This is a genomic window from Hymenobacter nivis (assembly GCF_006439025.1).
Taxonomy (GTDB): domain Bacteria; phylum Bacteroidota; class Bacteroidia; order Cytophagales; family Hymenobacteraceae; genus Hymenobacter; species Hymenobacter nivis_A.
Window position 1 is genome coordinate 130,406 of the sequence record NZ_RCYZ01000005.1, and the last position, 17,644, is coordinate 148,049.

Genomic DNA, 17,644 nt, shown 5'->3' on the forward strand with positions numbered 1-17,644 from the left:
GCCCAGAACCTTTATTCTTTCGTAAGTAATGCCCGCCGCGCCTTGGGGCGCGGGCGGGCACTTTTATTCAGCGCCCACTCATTATTCTACCATTATTTTCGACAAATCAACCACATCGGCGGTGGAGCTTGGGCGGTTAGGCGAAATAATTCGGTTTCTTTTGTTCCAGTTTCGGTAGCGCAATTGCGGCCGATTTCCCTGCTTGCGTATGCCCCTGTTCGCTTCGTCTGCGCCCCGCGTGCCCCGGCCCCTGGCCGGCCACGACGACGCGGCCCTGGTGCAGGCGCTGGGCGGCAGTGGGGCCGAGGCGGCCTTTGCCGAGATCTACGAGCGGTACTGGTACGAGCTTTACGCGGCGGCCTACCGCAAGCTGGGGGCCGCCGAGCTGGCCGAGGAAGTGGTGCACGACGTGCTGGCCGCCCTCTGGCAGCGGCGGGCCCAGCTGGCCATCGAGCACCTGAAAAGCTACCTACTGGGCGCGGCCCGCTTCCGCACCATCGACGCGCTGCGCGCCCGCCTGGCCTACACCCACTACCTCGACCACCAACGCGCCCACGCCCCTGAGGCCGACAGCAGCACCGAGCAATCGTTGGCAGCCAGCGACTTGTCGGCCGCGCTGCTGGACGGCCTGCTCCAGCTGCCGGCCCACACCCAGGCCGTGTTCCGGCTCAGCCGCTTCGAGCACCGCTCGGTGCCGGAAATCGCCAGCCGCCTCAACCTCTCGCCCAAAACCGTGGAGTACCACCTCACCCGCGCCCTCAAGCTGCTGCGCGTGAGCCTGCGCGACTTCGTGCTGCTGGCGCTGTGGTGGTGCTGCTAGGGCCCCGGCGCGCGGGGGCCTGAGCCGCGCCCCGGGGCCCCGGCCGGGGGCTTCGGTGGGGCCCCGGGCGGGGGCCGCCAATATTTTTTTTTGCGGGGTGGCCAGGGGTATGGCACGTTTCCCCGACTTACTAGCACGAACCCGGCCCCGCCGGCCGCTCCCCATGACCGACCCCGCCCTCCAAGCCCTGCTGCATCGCTACCGCCAAGGGGCCTGCACGCCCGCCGAAACGCGGGCCGTGGAGGCTTGGTACGCCGCCCAGCCCGACGGCCCGGAGCCCGTTCTGGCCGCGGACGAGCGCGAAGCGTTGCGCCGCCGGCTGTGGCAACGGTTGCGGCCCGCCCCGCTGGTAGCGGCGCGGCCGGCCGCCGGGGCCCCCAGCGGCTGGCACTGGCTGGCCGCGGCGGCCGTGGCCGTGGGCCTGGGGGTGGGCAGCGGCCTGCTGGCCCCCCGGCCGCGCCCCGCCGGGGCCCCGGTGGCCTGGCAGGAGCGCGCCAACGCCACGGCCCGCACCCAGCAGGTGCTGCTGCCCGACGGCAGCGCCGTGGCCCTGGAGCCCGGCAGCCGGCTGCGCTACCGCCCCGGCTTTGCCGGCGGGCAGCGGGCAGTGTACCTGCGCGGGGAGGCATTTTTCCGGGTGGCGCACGACGCGGCCCACCCCTTCCGGGTGCTTACTACTGATTTAGAAACCCGCGTGCTGGGCACCAGCTTCCGGGTGCGGGCCTACCCGCAGCAGGCCGAAACCGTGGTGCAGGTGCGCACGGGCCGCGTGCGGGTGCAGCCGCTGGCAACTGCCCCGGAGGCCCCAGCCGCCACCGCTGCCCCGGGGGCCCCGGCCGCGCCCCTGGTGCTGCTGCCCAACCAGCAGGCCGTGTACGCGCCAAAACGGCAGCAGCTGCGCCGCGAGCTGGTGCCCCAGCCCGCCCAGCTGGCCCCGCAGCCCTTTGCCTACGACAACCGGCCGGTGGCCGAGGTGCTGGGAGCCCTGCAAGCGGCCTACGGCGTGCCCATCCGCTACCGGCCCGCGGCGGTGGCGGGCTGCACCGTGAACCTGAATTTGCACGGCCAGGCCTCGCTCTTTGCCAAGCTCGACGCGCTGTGCCTGGCCACGGGCGCCACCTACACCCAGGCCGATGCGGAAATCACCTTCCACTCAGCCGGCTGCCAGCCAATATAATCTTCTTTAAATGATGTATATTCACTGCAATCGTTTGCACGCCAGGCCCCGGCCGGCCCGGTGCCCGCCGCTTCCGGAGGCGGCCCGCCCTGCTTTTTGCGCCGCTTAGCGGCTTTGCCCACCGATTCACTTTTTCTTTTTCCCTATGCAACCAAGGCTACTTTTTTCGCCGGCCCTGCCCTCTCTCAAACGCGCTGCGCTGCTTCAGCCGCTGTGCATTACGCTGCTCAGCAGCATGGCCATGGCCAACCCGACGGCCGCACAACCGTCGCTCAAGCAGGCCGTTACCCTCAACGCCCAGGACGCCACGGTGTACACCGTGCTGGCCGACATCGAGAAGCAGACCGATGCGCGCTTCCAGTACAGCCGCCAGCTCATCGGGGCCGGCCGCCACGTGAGCCTCAAGGCCGCGGGCCAGCCGCTGGGCGAGGTGCTGGTGGCGCTGCTCGAGCCGCTGCGCATCCGCTACACCCTTACGGCTGAGGGCATTGTGCTGCGCCCCGCCGCCGACGCGCCCGTAACGGGCCGCGTGGTAGACGAGAAGGGCGAGGCCCTGCCCGGCGTGAACGTCATCGTGAAGGGCACCAGCGTGGGCACCGCCACCGGGGCCGACGGCACTTACACCATCAACGCGCCCACGGGGGCCACGCTGGTGTTCAGCTTCGTGGGCTACACGGCCCAGGAAGTGCCGCTCAACGGCCGCACTACGGTGGACGTGAAGTTTGAGGCCGCGGCCTCGCAAACGCTGAACGACGTGGTGGTGGTGGGCTACGGCACCCAGGTGAAGCGCGAAGTAACCGGGGCCATTGCTTCGGTGAAAGGCGCCGAGCTGGTGAACCAGTCGTCGCAAAACCCGGTCAGCTCGCTGCAAGGCAAGGTTTCGGGCGTGCAGATCACCAACTCGGGCACGCCGGGCGGGGCCCCGCAAATTCGGGTGCGCGGCACGGGCTCCATCGGAGGCGTGTCGCCGCTGTACGTGGTCGACGGCACGTTTCTGCCGCAGGGGGCCGATTTGAGCTTCCTCAACCAGGACGACATTGCCTCGATTGAGGTGCTGAAGGACGCGGCCAGCGCGTCCATCTACGGCATTCAGGCCGCCAACGGCGTGATTCTGGTGACCACCCGGCGCGGCCAGTCGGGGGCCCCGCGCATCAACTACAACGGCTTCGTGGGCGTGCAAAGCGTGACGAACAAGGTGGAGATGGCCAACGCCTCGGAGTACGCCACGCTTTATAACGAGAAGAACGCCCTGCAGGGGGCCCCGGCCAGCAGCAACCTGGCCACCGACCTGCCCTCGACGGACTGGTTCAACCAGCTCTCGCGCAAGGCCCTCATTACCAACCACCAGCTCAGCCTGAGCGGGGGCTCGGACAAGATTTCATACGCCTTCAGCGGCTCGTACCTCAAGCAGCAGGGCATCATCAAGAAGAACGATTTTGAGCGCATCACGGCGCGCCTGCAAACGGACTTCAGTGCTACCGACCACATCAAGCTGGGCTACAACGTGCTGTTTTCCAACGTGAAATCGACCGATGTGCCGAGTGACATCTTCTACCAGGGCTACGTGGCGCCGCCGGTGGTGCAGCCGTTTCTGCCCAGCGGGCGCTACGGCGACCCGGGCCTGATCGGCACGGGCCTCGGCAGCTTCTCGAACCCCCAGGGCACGCTCGACTACTACAACCAGCAGTCGCAGCGCCAGAACCTGGTGAGCAGCGTGTTTGCCTCGTTCAACTTCCTGCAGTACTTCACGTTCCGCACCAGCGTGGGCATCAACTACGGCAGCACCAAGTTTTATAACTACCTGAAGGCCGACTCGCTGACCACCGTGCAGGTGTACCGGGGCAACACGCTGCGCAAGGGCAACGGGCAGAACAGCCAGATCCAGTGGGAGAACACCCTCACCTACGACCGCTCGTTTGGCACCGACCACCACCTGACGGTGCTGGGCGGCACCACGGCCCTGCGCTACCGCACCGAAGAAATCAACGGCTCCATCAACGGGGTGCAGGCCCCCACGTCGGACTTCTACTACTTCGGGCTGGGCACCCAGAACACGGCTTCGCTCACCAACCCCATCGACCTGTACAAGCTGTTCTCGGTGTTTGCCCGCGTCAACTACGCCTACAAGGGGCGCTACTTGCTGACGGCCAGCTTCCGGCGCGACGGCTCGAGCCGCTACTCCGAGCGCTACGGCAACTTCCCCTCGGTGGGCCTGGGCTGGGTGGTGTCGGACGAGTCGTTCATGGCCAACAGCTCTATTTTCTCGTTCCTGAAATTGCGGGGCAGCTACGGCGTGCTCGGCAACAGCCAGCTCTCGGGCAGCAACATTGCCACCCAGCTGGTTGATTTTGGGGCAGGCTACGGCACGTTCTTCAACGGGCAATTTTACCCCGGGGCCACCGTGGGCACCCGCGCCGCTCCCCAGCTGCGTTGGGAAAACGTGCGCGAAGCCGACGGCGGCGTGGAAATGCGCTTCCTGGACAACAAGCTGACGGCCGAGTTTGACTACTACAACCGCCGCACCATCGACGCCGTGTTTCCGGTGCCGGTGCTGATTTCGCCCGGCTACACCAACAGCGGCGGCTTCCTCTCCAACAGCGCCAGCTTCCAGAACCAGGGCGTGGAAGTGGCCCTGCGCTGGGCCCCCACCGCCACCGGCGACTTCAGCTACAACCTGGGCCTGACCGGGGCATACAACCAAAACAAGGTGCTCTCGACGGCGGGTGGGGCCCCGCTGTTTGCCGGCTCGCTGCCAGTGGCCGGCTACCTGGCCACGGTGTCGCAGATTGGGGCCCCGCTGGGCGCTTTTTATGGCTACGAAGTGGCGGGCGTGTTCCAGACCGCGGCAGACGTGACCGGCTCGGCCCAGCCCGGTGCCAAGGCTGGCGACCTGCGCTACCGCGACGTGAACGGCGACGGCGTGATTGACAACCGCGACAAGGTGATGCTCGGCAACCCCAACCCGCGCTTCACCTACGGCGTGAACACCAACTTCCGCTATAAAGGCTTCGATTTGCAGATTGACATCCAGGGCGTGGGCGGCGTGGAGGTGCTCAACGGCTTGCGCGAAGTGCGCTACGGCAACGAGAACTTCACCAAGGAGTTCTACAACACGCGCTGGACGGGCGCGGGCTCGACCAACTCGGCCCCCTCGGCCAACCTCTCGGGCACCAACCTCGACGTGAGCTCCTACTACATCGAGAAGGCCGACTACATCCGCCTGCGCAACGTGCAGTTGGGCTACAACTTCCCCAAAACGGTGACCGGGCCCCTGCACACCCAGACGCTGCGCCTGTACGCCAACGCCCAGAACCCCCTGACGCTGACCAAGTACTCGGGCTTTACGCCCGAGGTGGGCGGGGCCCCCACCAACGCGGGCATCGACCTGAACGTGTACCCACTGTCGGCAACTTACAACATTGGCATTAACGTTGGTTTTTAACATTTTAGCCCATCTATTCACATGAAAAAGCAAGTATCGTTTCTATTCCGGCGCACCGCGCCGGCGTTGCTGGGCTTGGGCCTGCTGGCGGGAGCCGCGTCGTCGTGCTCGAAGTACCTCGACGTGGACCCCCAGGGGCAGCCCAAGGTGGAGCAGTTCTTCCAAACCCAGGCCGACGCCACGCTGGCCATCAACGCCGTGTACGGCAAGCTGCGCGAGTGGAACCTGACGGCCTTCAACTGGCTGGCCGTGACGACGCTGACCTCGGACGACGCCGAGAAAGGCAGCGTGGCGGGCGACGCCGAGTTCCTGAACGAGTTCGTGTTCTTCCGCTTCACCTCCACGGCCGGGGCCGTGGAGGGCTACTGGACCGGCCAGTACCAGGGCATCAACGTGTGCAACCAGGTGATTCAGAACGTGCCCGGCATCAGCTCGATGGACGCCACGCTGAAGGCCCGCTACGTGGCCGAGGCCCAGTTTGTGCGCGCCTTGCAGTACTTCAACCTGGTGCGGGCCTTCGGCGACGTGCCCCTGAGCCTCAAGCCGGCCGAAACGCCCGACGAGCTGAACCCCGCCCGGGCCCCCAAGGCCGACGTGTACGCCGCCATTGTGAGCGACCTGACGGCCGCCGCCGCCGTGCTGCCCGCCTCGTACTCGGCCGCCGACCAGGGCCGCGCCACCAAGGGCGCCGCGCTGGCGTTGCTCTCGAAAGTGAAAATGTACCAGAAAAACTGGGCCGACGCGCTGAGCGCCTCCGACCAGGTGCTGGCCCTGAACTACTCGCTGGCGCCGGACTTCTACAAGATGTTCCGCATCCCGGGCGAAAACGGCAGCGAGTCGATTTTCGAGATTCAGTCGCAAACCCTGGTGGGCAACTGCGGGGCCTCGAACAACCAGTGGGCCCAGGTGCAGGGCGTGCGCCCGCAGTTCGGCTGGGGCTTTTTCAACCCCACCGCCGACCTGGAGAATGCGTTTGAAGCCGGCGACAGCCGCAAGCTGGGCACCATTCTGCTGCGCGGCTCCACCACGCCCGACGGCGACAAGATTGACCCGCAGGCCTCGAACCTGCGCTACAACATGAAGGCCTACGTGCCCAACTCGTACCCCAAGGACTGCGGCTACGGCGCCGACCAGAACATCCGGGTGCTGCGCCTGGGCGAGGTGCTGCTCATCAATGCCGAGGCCGCCAACGAGCTGGGCCAGAGCGCTAAGGCTTTGACGGCCGTGAACCGCATCCGGGTGCGGGCCGGGCTGGCCCCGCTGGCCAGCGGGCTGTCGCAAGACGCGCTGCGCCAGGCCATTTGGAAGGAGCGCCGCGTAGAGCTGGCCCTGGAGTACGGCGACCGGTTCTTCGACCTGGTGCGCCAGGGCCGCGCCGGCACCGTGCTGCGCGCCGCCGGCAAAAGCTTCGTGGACGGCAAGAACGAGCTGATGCCCATCCCGCTGAGCCAAATCACGCTCAGCGGCGGCAAGCTGACGCAGAACCCCGGCTACTAACCGCTGCTTTTTTCCTTAACCTGGGGCCCCCACGGGCCCCAGGTTTTTTTATCGCCTTTCCATTCAGCCTTGATCTTCCCGCGCAAATTCTTTCGGCGGCTCTTGCTGGGCGCCGCCGTGGGGGCCCTAACCGCCGCCGGCGCGTGCCAGAAAACGCCCGACGCCGCCCCGGTGGCTCCCACCCCGCCGCCCACCGCGCCGGCCACCCCCACCGTGACCGACCCCACCGCCGACCGCCTGCTGCTGGATAAAGTGCAGCAAGGCACGCTGCGCTACTTCTACGAGGGGGGCCACCCCATCAGCGGGATGGCGCGCGAGCGGAACACGTCGGGCGAAATCGTGACGAGCGGCGGCACTGGCTTTGGGGTGCAGGCGCTGGTGGTGGGCGCGAGCCGCGGCTGGCTGGCCCGCGCCGATGCCGTGGCCCGCACCCAGAAAATCTGCGATTTTTTGGCCAAGGCCGACCGCTTCCACGGGGCCTGGCCGCACTGGCTGAACGGCAGCACGGGGGCCGTCATTCCGTTCAGCGCCCAGGACAACGGCGGCGATTTGGTGGAAACTTCCTACTTGGTCAACGGCCTGCTGGTGGCCCGCGCTTACTACGACGGCGGGGGGCCCGAGGAAACCGCCCTGCGCCAAACCATCACCCGGCTCTGGGAATCGGTGGAGTGGAACTGGTACGCTAGCCGCGGCGACGGCCTGCTGTACTGGCACTGGAGCCCCACGGCGCAGTGGGCCATGAACCTGCCAATTCGCGGCTGGAACGAGGCGCTGATAACCTACGTGCTGGCTCTGGGCTCGCCCACGCACGCCATTGCGCCGGCCGTGTACCAGGCCACGTGGGTGGGCATCGGCCTGGGCGCGGGCCTCGTGAGCGAGGGCTACAAGCTGCCGCTGGGGCCCTTCTACGGCGGGCCGCTGTTCTTCGCGCACTACTCGTTCCTCAGCCTCGACCCGCGCCGGATGCAGGACCAGTACGCCAACTACTGGCAGCAAAACGTCAGCCATACGCTCATCAACCGCGCTTACTGCCTCTACACCGCCCCCAAGGCCAACGGCTACTCGGCCGGCCTCTGGGGCCTCACCGCCTCCGACGACCCCGACGGCTACAAGGCCCACCAGCCCTCGGCCGACAACGGCACGGTGTCGCCCACGGCGGCGCTCTCGTCGTTCCCCTACGCACCCTACTACGCCATGCAGGCGCTGCGCAACTACTACGGCTCGCTGGCCACTAAGCTCATCGGCGAGTACGGCCCGCGCGATGCCTACAACCCGTCGCGGGGCTGGGTGGGGCAGGATTTTCTGGCCATCGACCAGGGCCCCATTGTGGCCATGATTGAGAACTACCGCAGCGGCTTGCTCTGGCAGCTGGGCACGAAAATACCCGAGTTGCAAACCGGCTTGCAGCGGGCCGGCATGGGGGCCCCCAGCTATGCGGCGGGCTTCTACCTGGCCGTGCCCGAGGCCCGCTCCGGCCGCTACGACCTGCTGAAGCACCCCGACCAAAAAGCCTACCCGCTGGCTGTGGCCCTGGCCGCCGCCGGCCCCTACACTCTCACCCTGGAAGCCGCTGACGGCACCGTGGTGGAAACGCCCTGGGCCAACCTGCCGCAGGCCGCAGGCCAGTACACGGTGCCCCTGGGCGCCACCGCCCCGGCCGGCGACTACACCGTGCGCCTCACCGGCGGCGCGGGGCCCCTCACGCTGCCCGTCACGCTCAACTAGCCCTTTCTTCTTTCGCATGAAACATTGGCTTTTTTCTCTTGTAATCAGCGGCTTGGTACCGGCCGTTGGGCTAGCTCAAAAGGCGCCCGTTCCGGCCAAGCCGGCAGCTAAAACCCCCACTAAAACCGCGGCTTTTGATGCCCGGCAGCGGCCGCGCAACCTCACCGACGAGCAGCTGCTCGACCAGGTGCAGCGCCAAACGTTCCGGTACTTCTGGGACTTTGGGCACCCGGTGAGCGGCATGGCGCGCGAGCGCAGCAACAAATCGTACGACTACGGCGACGAGGTGGTGACGACCGGCGGCACGGGCTTCGGCCTGATGGCCATCATCGTGGCCGCCGAGCGCGGCTGGATCACGCGGGCCCAGGCGGCGGCGCGGGTGAGCAAAATCGTGAATTTCCTGTGGAAGGCCGACCAGTACCACGGCGCGTTTCCGCACTGGTACGACGGCGCCACGGGCCACACCATCCGCTTCAGCCCGAAAGACGACGGGGCCGACATCGTAGAAACGTCGTTTCTGTACGAGGGCCTGCTCTGCGCCCGCCAGTACTTTACGAAGGACACGCCCGACGAAAGCAACGTGCGCAACAAGGTACTCTGGATGTGGGAGGGCGTGGAGTGGAACTGGTTCACGCAGGGCCAAAACGTGCTGTACTGGCACTGGAGCCCCAACAACGGCTGGAGCATGAACCACCAGCTCCACGGCTGGAACGAGGCCCTGGTAACCTACGTGCTGGCCGCCGGCTCGCCCCGCTACGCCATCGACAAGGCGGTGTACGACCAGGGCTGGGCCAGCGGCCCCGACTACCTGAACGGCAAAACCTACTACGGCCAGCAGCTGCCGCTGGGCCCCGAGCTGGGGGGCCCCTTGTTCTTCTCGCACTACTCGTTTTTGGGCATCAACCCCCACGGCCTGAAGGACGCGCACGCCGACTACTGGGCTCAGAACCAGCGCCACACGCTCATCAACCGCGCCTACTGCGTGGCCAACCCCAAGCACTACAAAGGCTACGGCCCCAACGCCTGGGGCCTCACGGCATCAGATAGTTACCAGGGCTACGCCGCCCACTCGCCCACCGAAGACCTGGGCGTGATTTCGCCCACCGCGGCGCTGTCGGCCATGCCCTACGCGCCGGCCGAATCGATGCTGGCCCTCAAGCACTTCTACAACGACTTGGGCGACAAAATTTGGGGCCCCTACGGCTTCGTGGACGCCTACAGCGAGGAGCACAACTGGTACGCCAAGTCGTACCTGGCCATCGACCAGGGCCCCATCGTGGCCATGATTGAGAACCAGCGCACCGGCCTGCTCTGGAAGCTCTTCATGAGCGCCCCGGAGGTGCAGCGCGGCCTCACCAAGCTGGGCTTCGAAAGCCCGGAATTGAAGCCCCTGCCCAAGTAGGCCGCCATGCGTCACCTCCGTTTCCTGCTCCTTTGCCTGCTGGCCGCCGGGGCCGCCCGCGCCCAGCCGGGGCCCCCGCGCCGCACCTACTGCAACCCGCTGAACCTGGACTACGGCTACACGCCCATCCCGAACTTCTCAACCGCGGGGCGGCACCGCGCCACGGCCGACCCGGTGATTACGCTCTTCAAGGGCACGTACTACTTGTTCTCGACCAACCAGCGCGGCTACTGGCACAGCAAAGACCTGTACGACTGGCAGTTCATCGAGCGCACCTTCATTCCGCCGGGGCTGAAAACCTACGACGACCTGTGCGCGCCGGCCGTGTGCGCCGTGGGCGACACGCTGCTGGTGTTCGGCTCGACGCAGGAAAAAAACTTCCCGCTCTGGATGAGCACCGACCCGCTGCACAACCAGTGGAAGCACGCCGTGTACCCGTTCCAAGTAGGGGCCTGGGACCCGGATTTCTTCCTCGATACCGACGGCAAGCTGTACCTGTACTGGGGCAGCTCGAACACCTACCCGCTCTACGGCCAGCAGATCAGCCGCAAAACCTTCCAGCCCATCGGCGAGAAGAAGGAGATGTTCGGGCTGAACGACAAGCAGTTCGGCTGGCAGCGCTTCGGCGAATACCTGGACAACACCTTCCTTGACCCGTTCATGGAAGGCGCCTGGATGACCAAGCACGCCGGCAAGTACTACCTGCAGTACGGGGCCCCGGGCACCGAATTCAGCGGCTACGCCGACGGCGTGCAGGTGGCCGACCAGCCGCTGGGGCCCTTCGTGCCGCAGCCCCACAACCCGTTTGCCTACAAGCCCGGTGGCTTTGCGCGCGGGGCGGGCCACGGCAACACGTTCCAGGACGTGTGGGGCTCGTACTGGCACCTTTCGACAATGGTGGTGGCGGTGAAGAACAACTTCGAGCGGCGGCTGGGCCTGTGGCCCGCGGGCTTCGACGCCGACGGCGTGCTCTACACCGACACCGACTTTGGCGACTACCCGCACTACCTGCCCACGGGCCCCGCCGACCACCTCAAGAGCACCTTCACCGGCTGGATGCTGCTCAACTACCAGAAGCCGGTGCGGGCCTCGTCCACGCTCGGCGGCTACGCCCCGAACTTGGCGGTGGACGAGAGCATCAAAACCTACTGGAGCGCCGCCACCGGGGGCCCCGGCGAGTGGTTCCAAACCGACCTCGGCCGGGTGAGCACCGTGCGCGCCGTGCAAATCAACTACGCCGACCAGGACGCGCAGTTCTTGGGCAAGCAGCTCGGCATCTACCACCAGTACAAGCTGTTGTACTCGCTCGACGGCCAGAAATGGCAAATGCTGGTGGACAAGAGCCGCAACAAAACCGACGTGCCGCACGACTATATCGAGCTGCCGCAGGCCGTGCAGGCGCGTTATTTGAAGCTCGAAAACGTGCACATGCCCACCGGCAAGTTTGCCCTGAGCGGGCTGCGGGTGTTCGGCAGCGCCGGGGGCCCCAAGCCGGCGGCGGTGCGCGAGTTTGTGGTGCTGCGCACCGAGCACGACAAGCGCAGCGCCTGGCTGAAGTGGGCCCCGGCCAGCGACGCCTACGCCTACAACATCCGCATCGGCATTGCGCCCAATAAGCTTTACCACAGCATTTTGGTGCACAGCCAAACCGATTACTACTTCAAAGGCATGGACAAGGACTTGCCCTATTATTTCACCATCGAAGCCGTGAACGAAGCCGGCACCGGCCCCGCCACCAAGGTGCAAGACGCGCCGTAAACCTGTAGCGCGGACTTTGTAGTCCGCGGCCTTCGCTTCGTCCTGCCGATTACCGTTGGGCGACTGGGGAGGACGAAGCGAGAGCCGCGGACTACAAAGTCCGCGCTACATAACGACATCAACTTACATCCTCCTACCCTTCTTACCCATGACCCAATCTACCCGTATTCGCGCGGCCCTTTTCTTACTTACGCTGGGCCTGGGGGCCCTGCCGGCGGCGGCCCAGCAGGCGGCCGCGCCCAAAACCGCGCTGCCCGCGGCCGACGCCAAGATGACGGCCTTCGTCAGTAACCTGCTGGGCAAAATGACGCCCGAGGAGAAAATCGGCCAGCTCAACCTCGTGTCCGTCGGCTTCACCGTGACGGGGCCCGTGGTGAGCCAGGGCGTGGACGAGAACATCAAGCAGGGCCGGGTGGGGGCCGTGCTCAACACCTTTACGCCGGTGGCGGCCCGCAAGCTCCAGGAAATGGCCGTGAAGCAGTCGCGCCTGCACATCCCGCTCATCCTGGGCTTCGACGTGATTCACGGCCACCGCACCATCTTCCCGGTGCCGCTGGGCCTGGCCGCCACCTGGGACCTGCCCGCCATTGAGCGCAGCGCCCACATTGCGGGCCAAGAAGCCGCCGCCGACGGCATCAACTGGGTGTACTCGCCGATGGTGGACATTGCCCGCGACCCGCGCTGGGGCCGCGTGATGGAGGGCGCCGGCGAAGACCCCTACCTGGGCAGCCAGATTGCCCGCGCCATGGTGCACGGCTACCAGGGCCCCACCAACGACATGACCCGGCCCGAGAACGTGATGGCCTGCCTTAAGCACTTTGCCCTGTACGGCGCCGCCGAGGCCGGCCGCGACTACAACACCACCGACATGAGCCGCCAGCGCATGTACAACGAGTACCTGCCCCCCTACCGCGCCGCCGTGGAGGCCGGCGTGGGCTCGGTCATGTCGTCGTTTAACGACGTGAACGGCATTCCGGCCACGGCCAACAAGTGGCTGATGACGGACTTGCTGCGCACGCAGTGGGGCTTTAATGGCTTCGTGGCCACCGACTACACGGCCATCAACGAGCTGAGCGCCCACGGCCTGGGCGACGACAAGAAGGTGAGCGAGCTGGCCCTGAACGCGGGCATCGACATGGACATGGTGGGCGAAATTTTCCTGAAAAACCTAGCCCAGAACATCAAGGACGGCACCGTGAAGCAGGCCGACGTGGACCTGGCCTGCCGCCGCGTGCTGGAGGCCAAGTACCGCCTGGGCCTCTTCACCGACCCCTACCACGGCGTGAGCGAAGCCCGCGCCAAGCAGGTGCTTATGCAGCCCGCCTTTGTGCAGGCCGCCCGCGACGTGGCCCGCCGCAGCCTGGTGCTGCTGAAAAATGAGAACCAGACGCTGCCGCTGAAAAACACGGCCAACATTGCCGTGGTGGGCCCGCTGGCCGACCGGCCCCTGGACATGATCGGCTCCTGGAGCGGGGCCGGCGACGGCAAGCAGGCGGTTTCCATCCTGCAGGGCATCAAGAACGTGGGCGGCAGCACCATCCGGGTGAGCTACGCGCACGGGGCCAACGTGACGGAGGACGACCAGATGATTAAGCGCCTCAACGAGAACGGGGCCCAGCTCAACACCGACCCCCGGCCTGCCGACGAGCAGATTGCCGAGGCCGTGCGCAACGCCCAGGCCGCCGAGGTAATCGTAGCCGTGGTGGGCGAAAGCTCAGGCATGACCGGCGAGGCCGCCAGCCGCGCCGACATTGGCCTGCCCGGCCGCCAGCTCGACCTGCTCAAGGCCCTGAAGGCCACCGGCAAGCCGCTGGTGGTGGTGCTCTGCAACGGCCGCCCCCTCACACTGCCCTGGGAAGACCAAAACGCCAGCGCCATGCTCGAAACCTGGTTTGGCGGCACTCAGGCCGGCAACGCGGTGGCCGACGTGCTGTTTGGCCGCTACAACCCCTCGGGCAAGCTCACCATGACGTTTCCGCGCGCCGTGGGCCAGATTCCGATCTACTATAACCACAAGAGCACCGGCCGCCCCTACGCCGGCGTGCTGCTCGACAAGTACAAGTCGCGCTACCTCGACCTGCCCAACGACCCGCTCTACCCCTTCGGCTACGGCCTGAGCTACACCACGTTCACGGTATCTAAGCCCAAGCTCAGCGCCGCCAGCATCGGCATGGCCGGGGCCCTCGACGTAGCCGTGACCGTGCAGAACACCGGCCAAGCCGACGGTGAGGAAGTGGTGCAACTGTACCTGCGCGACGTGGTAGGCACCAGCACCCGCCCGGTGCAGGAGCTGAAAAGCTTCCAGAAAGTGCTGCTGAAAAAGGGCGAAAGCCGCCAGCTCACCTTCCACCTCACGGTGGAGGACCTGAAGTTCTACAACGACGACTTGAAATTCGTGGCCGAGCCCGGCGAGTTCCAAGTAATGGTGGGCAGCAACTCGCGCGACGTGCAGATGGCCTCGTTCACGCTCACGCAATAGGGCCCCGGCGGGGCCCTTATTCCTCCTTCACCGGCCGGGGTTTGCTACCAACGGGGGCGTTGGCCGGGCGGCTGTTTCGGATGAACTTCTGGCCCAGCGCCTTGGTGTCCTTCACCACGTGGGGGCCCTGGTACGCGCTGGGCTCGCGGGCAGCCGCGCCGGTCACTTTGGGGAGCGGCGCGGCGGCGGGTGCGGCCGACCGGGGCGGCTTGGCCGGGGCCGTTTGGGCACGGGCGGGGGGCCCCCAGCTCGCCAAAGCCAGGCCGGTTATCAAGGTCAGGGCAGTTTTCATGTGGGTTGGAAAAAGGTGGTTTAGAACGGGGTGGCCCAGCGGCTTTTGCAGTCGCCGGGCCACTCTTATTTATGGCGCAGCGGCTTCGAATTAGAACGGGGCGATCCGGCCATTGCCGAAGGAAGAGCGCGGTGCCCCAAAGACCCCGTTGCGGCGGCCGGGCTGCATACCACGGCCGGTAAGCTGGGGCCCTAACCCGCTGGCTGTGGGGAAGGTAACGAATAAACTGCCAAGCCGTGAGCCGCCCCGCCCGCGCAAGTGCCCGGCCCGGCCGGGGCCCCGGCCGTATAGGGGCCACACCTGCACCTTATTACCCACGAGAGAAAATGACGAACCGCTGGAGTTTAACCGGCCGCCGGGCCCTGGTCACGGGCGGCAGCAAGGGCATCGGCTGGGCCGTGGCCGACGAGCTGCTGGCCTTGGGCGCCGACGTGCTGATAGTGGCCCGCGACGCCGCCGAAGTGGCCGCCGCCGTGGCCGCCTGGACGGCCCAAGGCCTGCCCGCCGCCGGCGTGGCCGCCGACGTGAGCACCGAGGCCGGCCGCGCCGCCATCTTCGCCGCGGTGCAGGCCCGCGGGCCGGGGCTCGACTTGCTCATTAACAACGTGGGCACCAATCTGCGCAAGGCCTTCAACGCCTACTCAGCGGCTGAGTACCAGCGCCTGTTCAGCGTCAACCTGTTCAGCACCATGGAGATGTGCCGGGCCGCGCACCCGTTACTGAAGGCGTCGGCCCACGCCAGTATCGTGAACGTGGGCTCGGTGGCCGGGCGCTTCGACGTGGGCACCGGGGCCCCTTACAGCCTCACCAAGGCCGCCGAGGAGCAGCTGGGCCGCAACCTGGCCGTGGAGTGGGCCCCCGACGGCATCCGGGTGAATACAGTGGCGCCCTGGTTCGTCCGCACGCCCCTCACCGAGCCGCTGATGGCCCAGCCCGAGTTCCTGCAGAAAGTGGTGGCCCGCACCCCCCTCGGCCGCGCCGGCGAGCCCGCCGAAATTGCCGCTGCCGTCGCCTTCCTCTGCCTGCCGGGCGCCTCCTACATCACCGGCCAGTGCTTGCTCGCCGACGGCGGCATGAGCGCTAAAGGCCTGTAGCATAGATGCTAATTCACGCGGCCGAACGGTATGTAGCGTGGACTCTGCGAGTCCGCGGCTCTCGCTTCGTCCTGCCGGTAATCGCTAAACGATTACCGTTCAGCGCTGCGGACTACAAAGTCCGCACTACAGACCGCGCTACAATCCCGGACTCGCAGAGTCCAGGCTACACCATCTTTGCGGTTACTCAAGAACCAGCCATGCTGCGCCCGCAACCCGACGATGTTTCTGTGCCGCCCGGGGCCCCCGCGCAGCTGTACCCGCTGGGCGATGCGGCCGTGGTGGTGCAGTTTGGCGAGGGCATCAGCCCGGTTACGCACGCGGCTATTCAGGCGTTTGGCGCGCACCTGGCGCAGCACCCATTCACGGGCCTGCGCGAGTGCGTACCCGCGTTCACCACCCTCACCGTGTACTACGACCCATGGCTGGTGAGCGACGGCGGCCGGCACCCGCCCTACGAAACGGTGGCCGCCACGCTGCGCAAAATGCTGGCCGCCGCGGGGGCCCCGGCCGTGGCCGCCGAAGCTGATTTGGTAGAAATCCCGGTGTGCTACGGGGACGCATTTGGGCCGGATTTGGAGTTTGTAGCCCACCACGCCGGGCTGTCGGCGGCCGAGGTAATTGCCCGGCACGCGGCCCCGGAATACCTCGTGCACATGATTGGGTTTGCGCCGGGTTTCCCGTACCTGGGCGGGCTCGATGCGCGGCTGGCCACGCCCCGGCTGGCCCAGCCGCGCCCGCTGGTACCGGCCGGCACGGTGGGCATCGCGGGGCCCCAGACCGGTATTTACTCACTGCCCACGCCCGGCGGCTGGCAGCTTATCGGCCGCACGCCGCTCCGGCTGTTCGACGCCGCGTGGGCCGCGCCCAGCCGGCTGCGCGCCGGCCAGCGCCTGCGGTTTGTGCCCATCAGCGCAGCGGAATATGCCCGCACCCAGCAGCATGAGCCTTAGCATTTTGCACCCCGGCCTGCTCACCACCGTACAGGACCTCGGCCGGCCCGGCTACCAGCACGCCGGCGTGGTGGTGGGCGGCGCCCTGGACGCCGGGGCCCTGCGCGTGGCCAACCTGCTGGTGGGCAACGCCGACGGCGCGGCCGGCCTCGAAATCACGCTCCGGGGCCCCCACCTGCGCTTCGACGCCGGCACCCTGTTGGCCCTCACCGGGGCCGACCTCTCCCCCACCCTCGACGGCCAGCCCGTAAAAATGAACCGGCCCACCTGGGCCCCGGCCAGCGCCGTGCTGGCCTTCGGCGCGCCCCGGGCAGGCTGCCGGGCCTATCTAGCGGTGGCGGGCGGCATAGCCGTAGCGCCGGTGCTGGGCAGCCGCGCCACCTACCTACGCGCCGGGCTGGGCGGCTGGCACGGCCGCGCCCTGCAAGCCGGCGACCTGCTGCCCGTGGGTCAGCCGTTGCCCACCGGCCAGCGAATCGCGGCAGAATTAGCTGAAAGCCGAGTGACTATAACCCAGGCCAGTTGGACGCCGGGGCGCCAGCTCTGTCCTGTGCCGCGCCCCAGCCCCATCATCCGCGCCGTGCGGGGGCCCGAGTACGGGCAGTTTGCGGCGGCGAGTCAGCGGGCGTTTTGGGATGAGCCGTTTGCCATCACGGCGGCGGCCGACCGCATGGGCTACCGGCTGCAAGGCCCGGCGCTGCGGCGGCTGACGGACGCGGAGTTGCTGTCGAGCGCCGTGACGCACGGCACGGTGCAGGTGCCGGCCGGCGGCCAGCCCATCGTGCTGCTGGCCGACCGCCAAACCACCGGCGGCTACCCGCGCCTGGCCCAGGTCATCACGGCCGATTTTGGGGCCCTGGCGCAGGCGGCCCCGGGCCAGGCGCTGCGCTTCCAGGAGGTATCATTGGTCGAGGCACAGGCACTGTACCTTGCGCAGGAGCGCGCCTTGCGGGCGTTACCGGGGGCCATTCGGCTGCAACTTGCCCGGCCGTAGCGGTGCCGCGC

The 17,644-nt window shown here is 67.2% G+C and carries 12 protein-coding genes; 11 read left to right on the top strand and 1 reads right to left on the bottom strand.

The annotated features are described in order from the left end of the window. The first annotated feature begins 208 nt into the window (after positions 1–208). The 8 genes from EAH73_RS13065 to bglX all read left to right on the top strand — a co-directional run bounded on the left by EAH73_RS13065 (position 209) and on the right by bglX (position 14,300). On the top strand, positions 209–820 hold the full coding sequence (locus EAH73_RS13065) for an RNA polymerase sigma factor (protein WP_140467223.1): 612 nt from the start codon (positions 209–211) through the stop codon (positions 818–820). A gap of 163 nt (positions 821–983) precedes the next feature. Beyond that, on the top strand, positions 984–1,997 hold the full coding sequence (locus EAH73_RS13070) for a FecR family protein (RefSeq protein WP_161599543.1): 1,014 nt from the start codon (positions 984–986) through the stop codon (positions 1,995–1,997). A 145-nt stretch (positions 1,998–2,142) separates the two neighbouring features. Then, positions 2,143–5,439, top strand: coding sequence for a SusC/RagA family TonB-linked outer membrane protein (locus tag EAH73_RS13075; RefSeq protein WP_140467227.1), 3,297 nt, complete (start codon positions 2,143–2,145; stop codon positions 5,437–5,439). 21 nt (positions 5,440–5,460) lie between these two features. Then, complete coding sequence (locus EAH73_RS13080) at positions 5,461–6,936, top strand: RagB/SusD family nutrient uptake outer membrane protein (protein WP_140467229.1); 1,476 nt, start codon at positions 5,461–5,463, stop codon at positions 6,934–6,936. A gap of 69 nt (positions 6,937–7,005) precedes the next feature. After that, a complete protein-coding gene (locus tag EAH73_RS13085; RefSeq protein ID WP_161599544.1) occupies positions 7,006–8,661 on the top strand; it encodes a glucoamylase family protein in 1,656 nt (551 codons plus the stop codon). Between the two features lie 16 nt (positions 8,662–8,677). Beyond that, positions 8,678–10,063 (top strand): glucoamylase family protein, encoded by a 1,386-nt coding sequence (locus tag EAH73_RS13090; protein ID WP_140467231.1) that lies wholly within the window; start codon positions 8,678–8,680, stop codon positions 10,061–10,063. Positions 10,064–10,069: 6 nt separating this feature from the next. Then, the gene (locus EAH73_RS13095; RefSeq protein ID WP_140467233.1) at positions 10,070–11,821 is read left to right on the top strand and encodes a family 43 glycosylhydrolase; all 1,752 of its coding nucleotides are present in this window, start codon (positions 10,070–10,072) and stop codon (positions 11,819–11,821) included. 148 nt (positions 11,822–11,969) lie between these two features. Then, positions 11,970–14,300 carry a beta-glucosidase BglX gene (gene bglX, locus EAH73_RS13100; protein WP_140467235.1) on the top strand — a complete coding sequence of 777 codons (2,331 nt, stop codon included), beginning with the start codon at positions 11,970–11,972 and terminating at the stop codon, positions 14,298–14,300. A gap of 16 nt (positions 14,301–14,316) precedes the next feature. On the opposite strand, the gene EAH73_RS13105 is transcribed toward bglX, so the two are convergent. Next, the gene (locus EAH73_RS13105; protein ID WP_140467237.1) at positions 14,317–14,592 is read right to left on the bottom strand and encodes a hypothetical protein; all 276 of its coding nucleotides are present in this window, start codon (positions 14,590–14,592) and stop codon (positions 14,317–14,319) included. Between the two features lie 326 nt (positions 14,593–14,918). Between EAH73_RS13105 and EAH73_RS13110 the strand changes: the two genes are divergently transcribed. The 3 genes from EAH73_RS13110 (at position 14,919) to EAH73_RS13120 (ending at position 17,633) form a co-directional block, all read left to right on the top strand. Further along, positions 14,919–15,686 carry an SDR family oxidoreductase gene (locus EAH73_RS13110; RefSeq protein ID WP_140467239.1) on the top strand — a complete coding sequence of 256 codons (768 nt, stop codon included), beginning with the start codon at positions 14,919–14,921 and terminating at the stop codon, positions 15,684–15,686. A gap of 200 nt (positions 15,687–15,886) precedes the next feature. Beyond that, complete coding sequence (gene pxpB, locus EAH73_RS13115) at positions 15,887–16,639, top strand: 5-oxoprolinase subunit PxpB (protein ID WP_140467241.1); 753 nt, start codon at positions 15,887–15,889, stop codon at positions 16,637–16,639. Then, a complete protein-coding gene (locus EAH73_RS13120; protein WP_140467243.1) occupies positions 16,629–17,633 on the top strand; it encodes a biotin-dependent carboxyltransferase family protein in 1,005 nt (334 codons plus the stop codon). The genes pxpB and EAH73_RS13120 overlap by 11 nt, the downstream gene beginning before the upstream one ends. Positions 17,634–17,644: the final 11 nt, after the last annotated feature.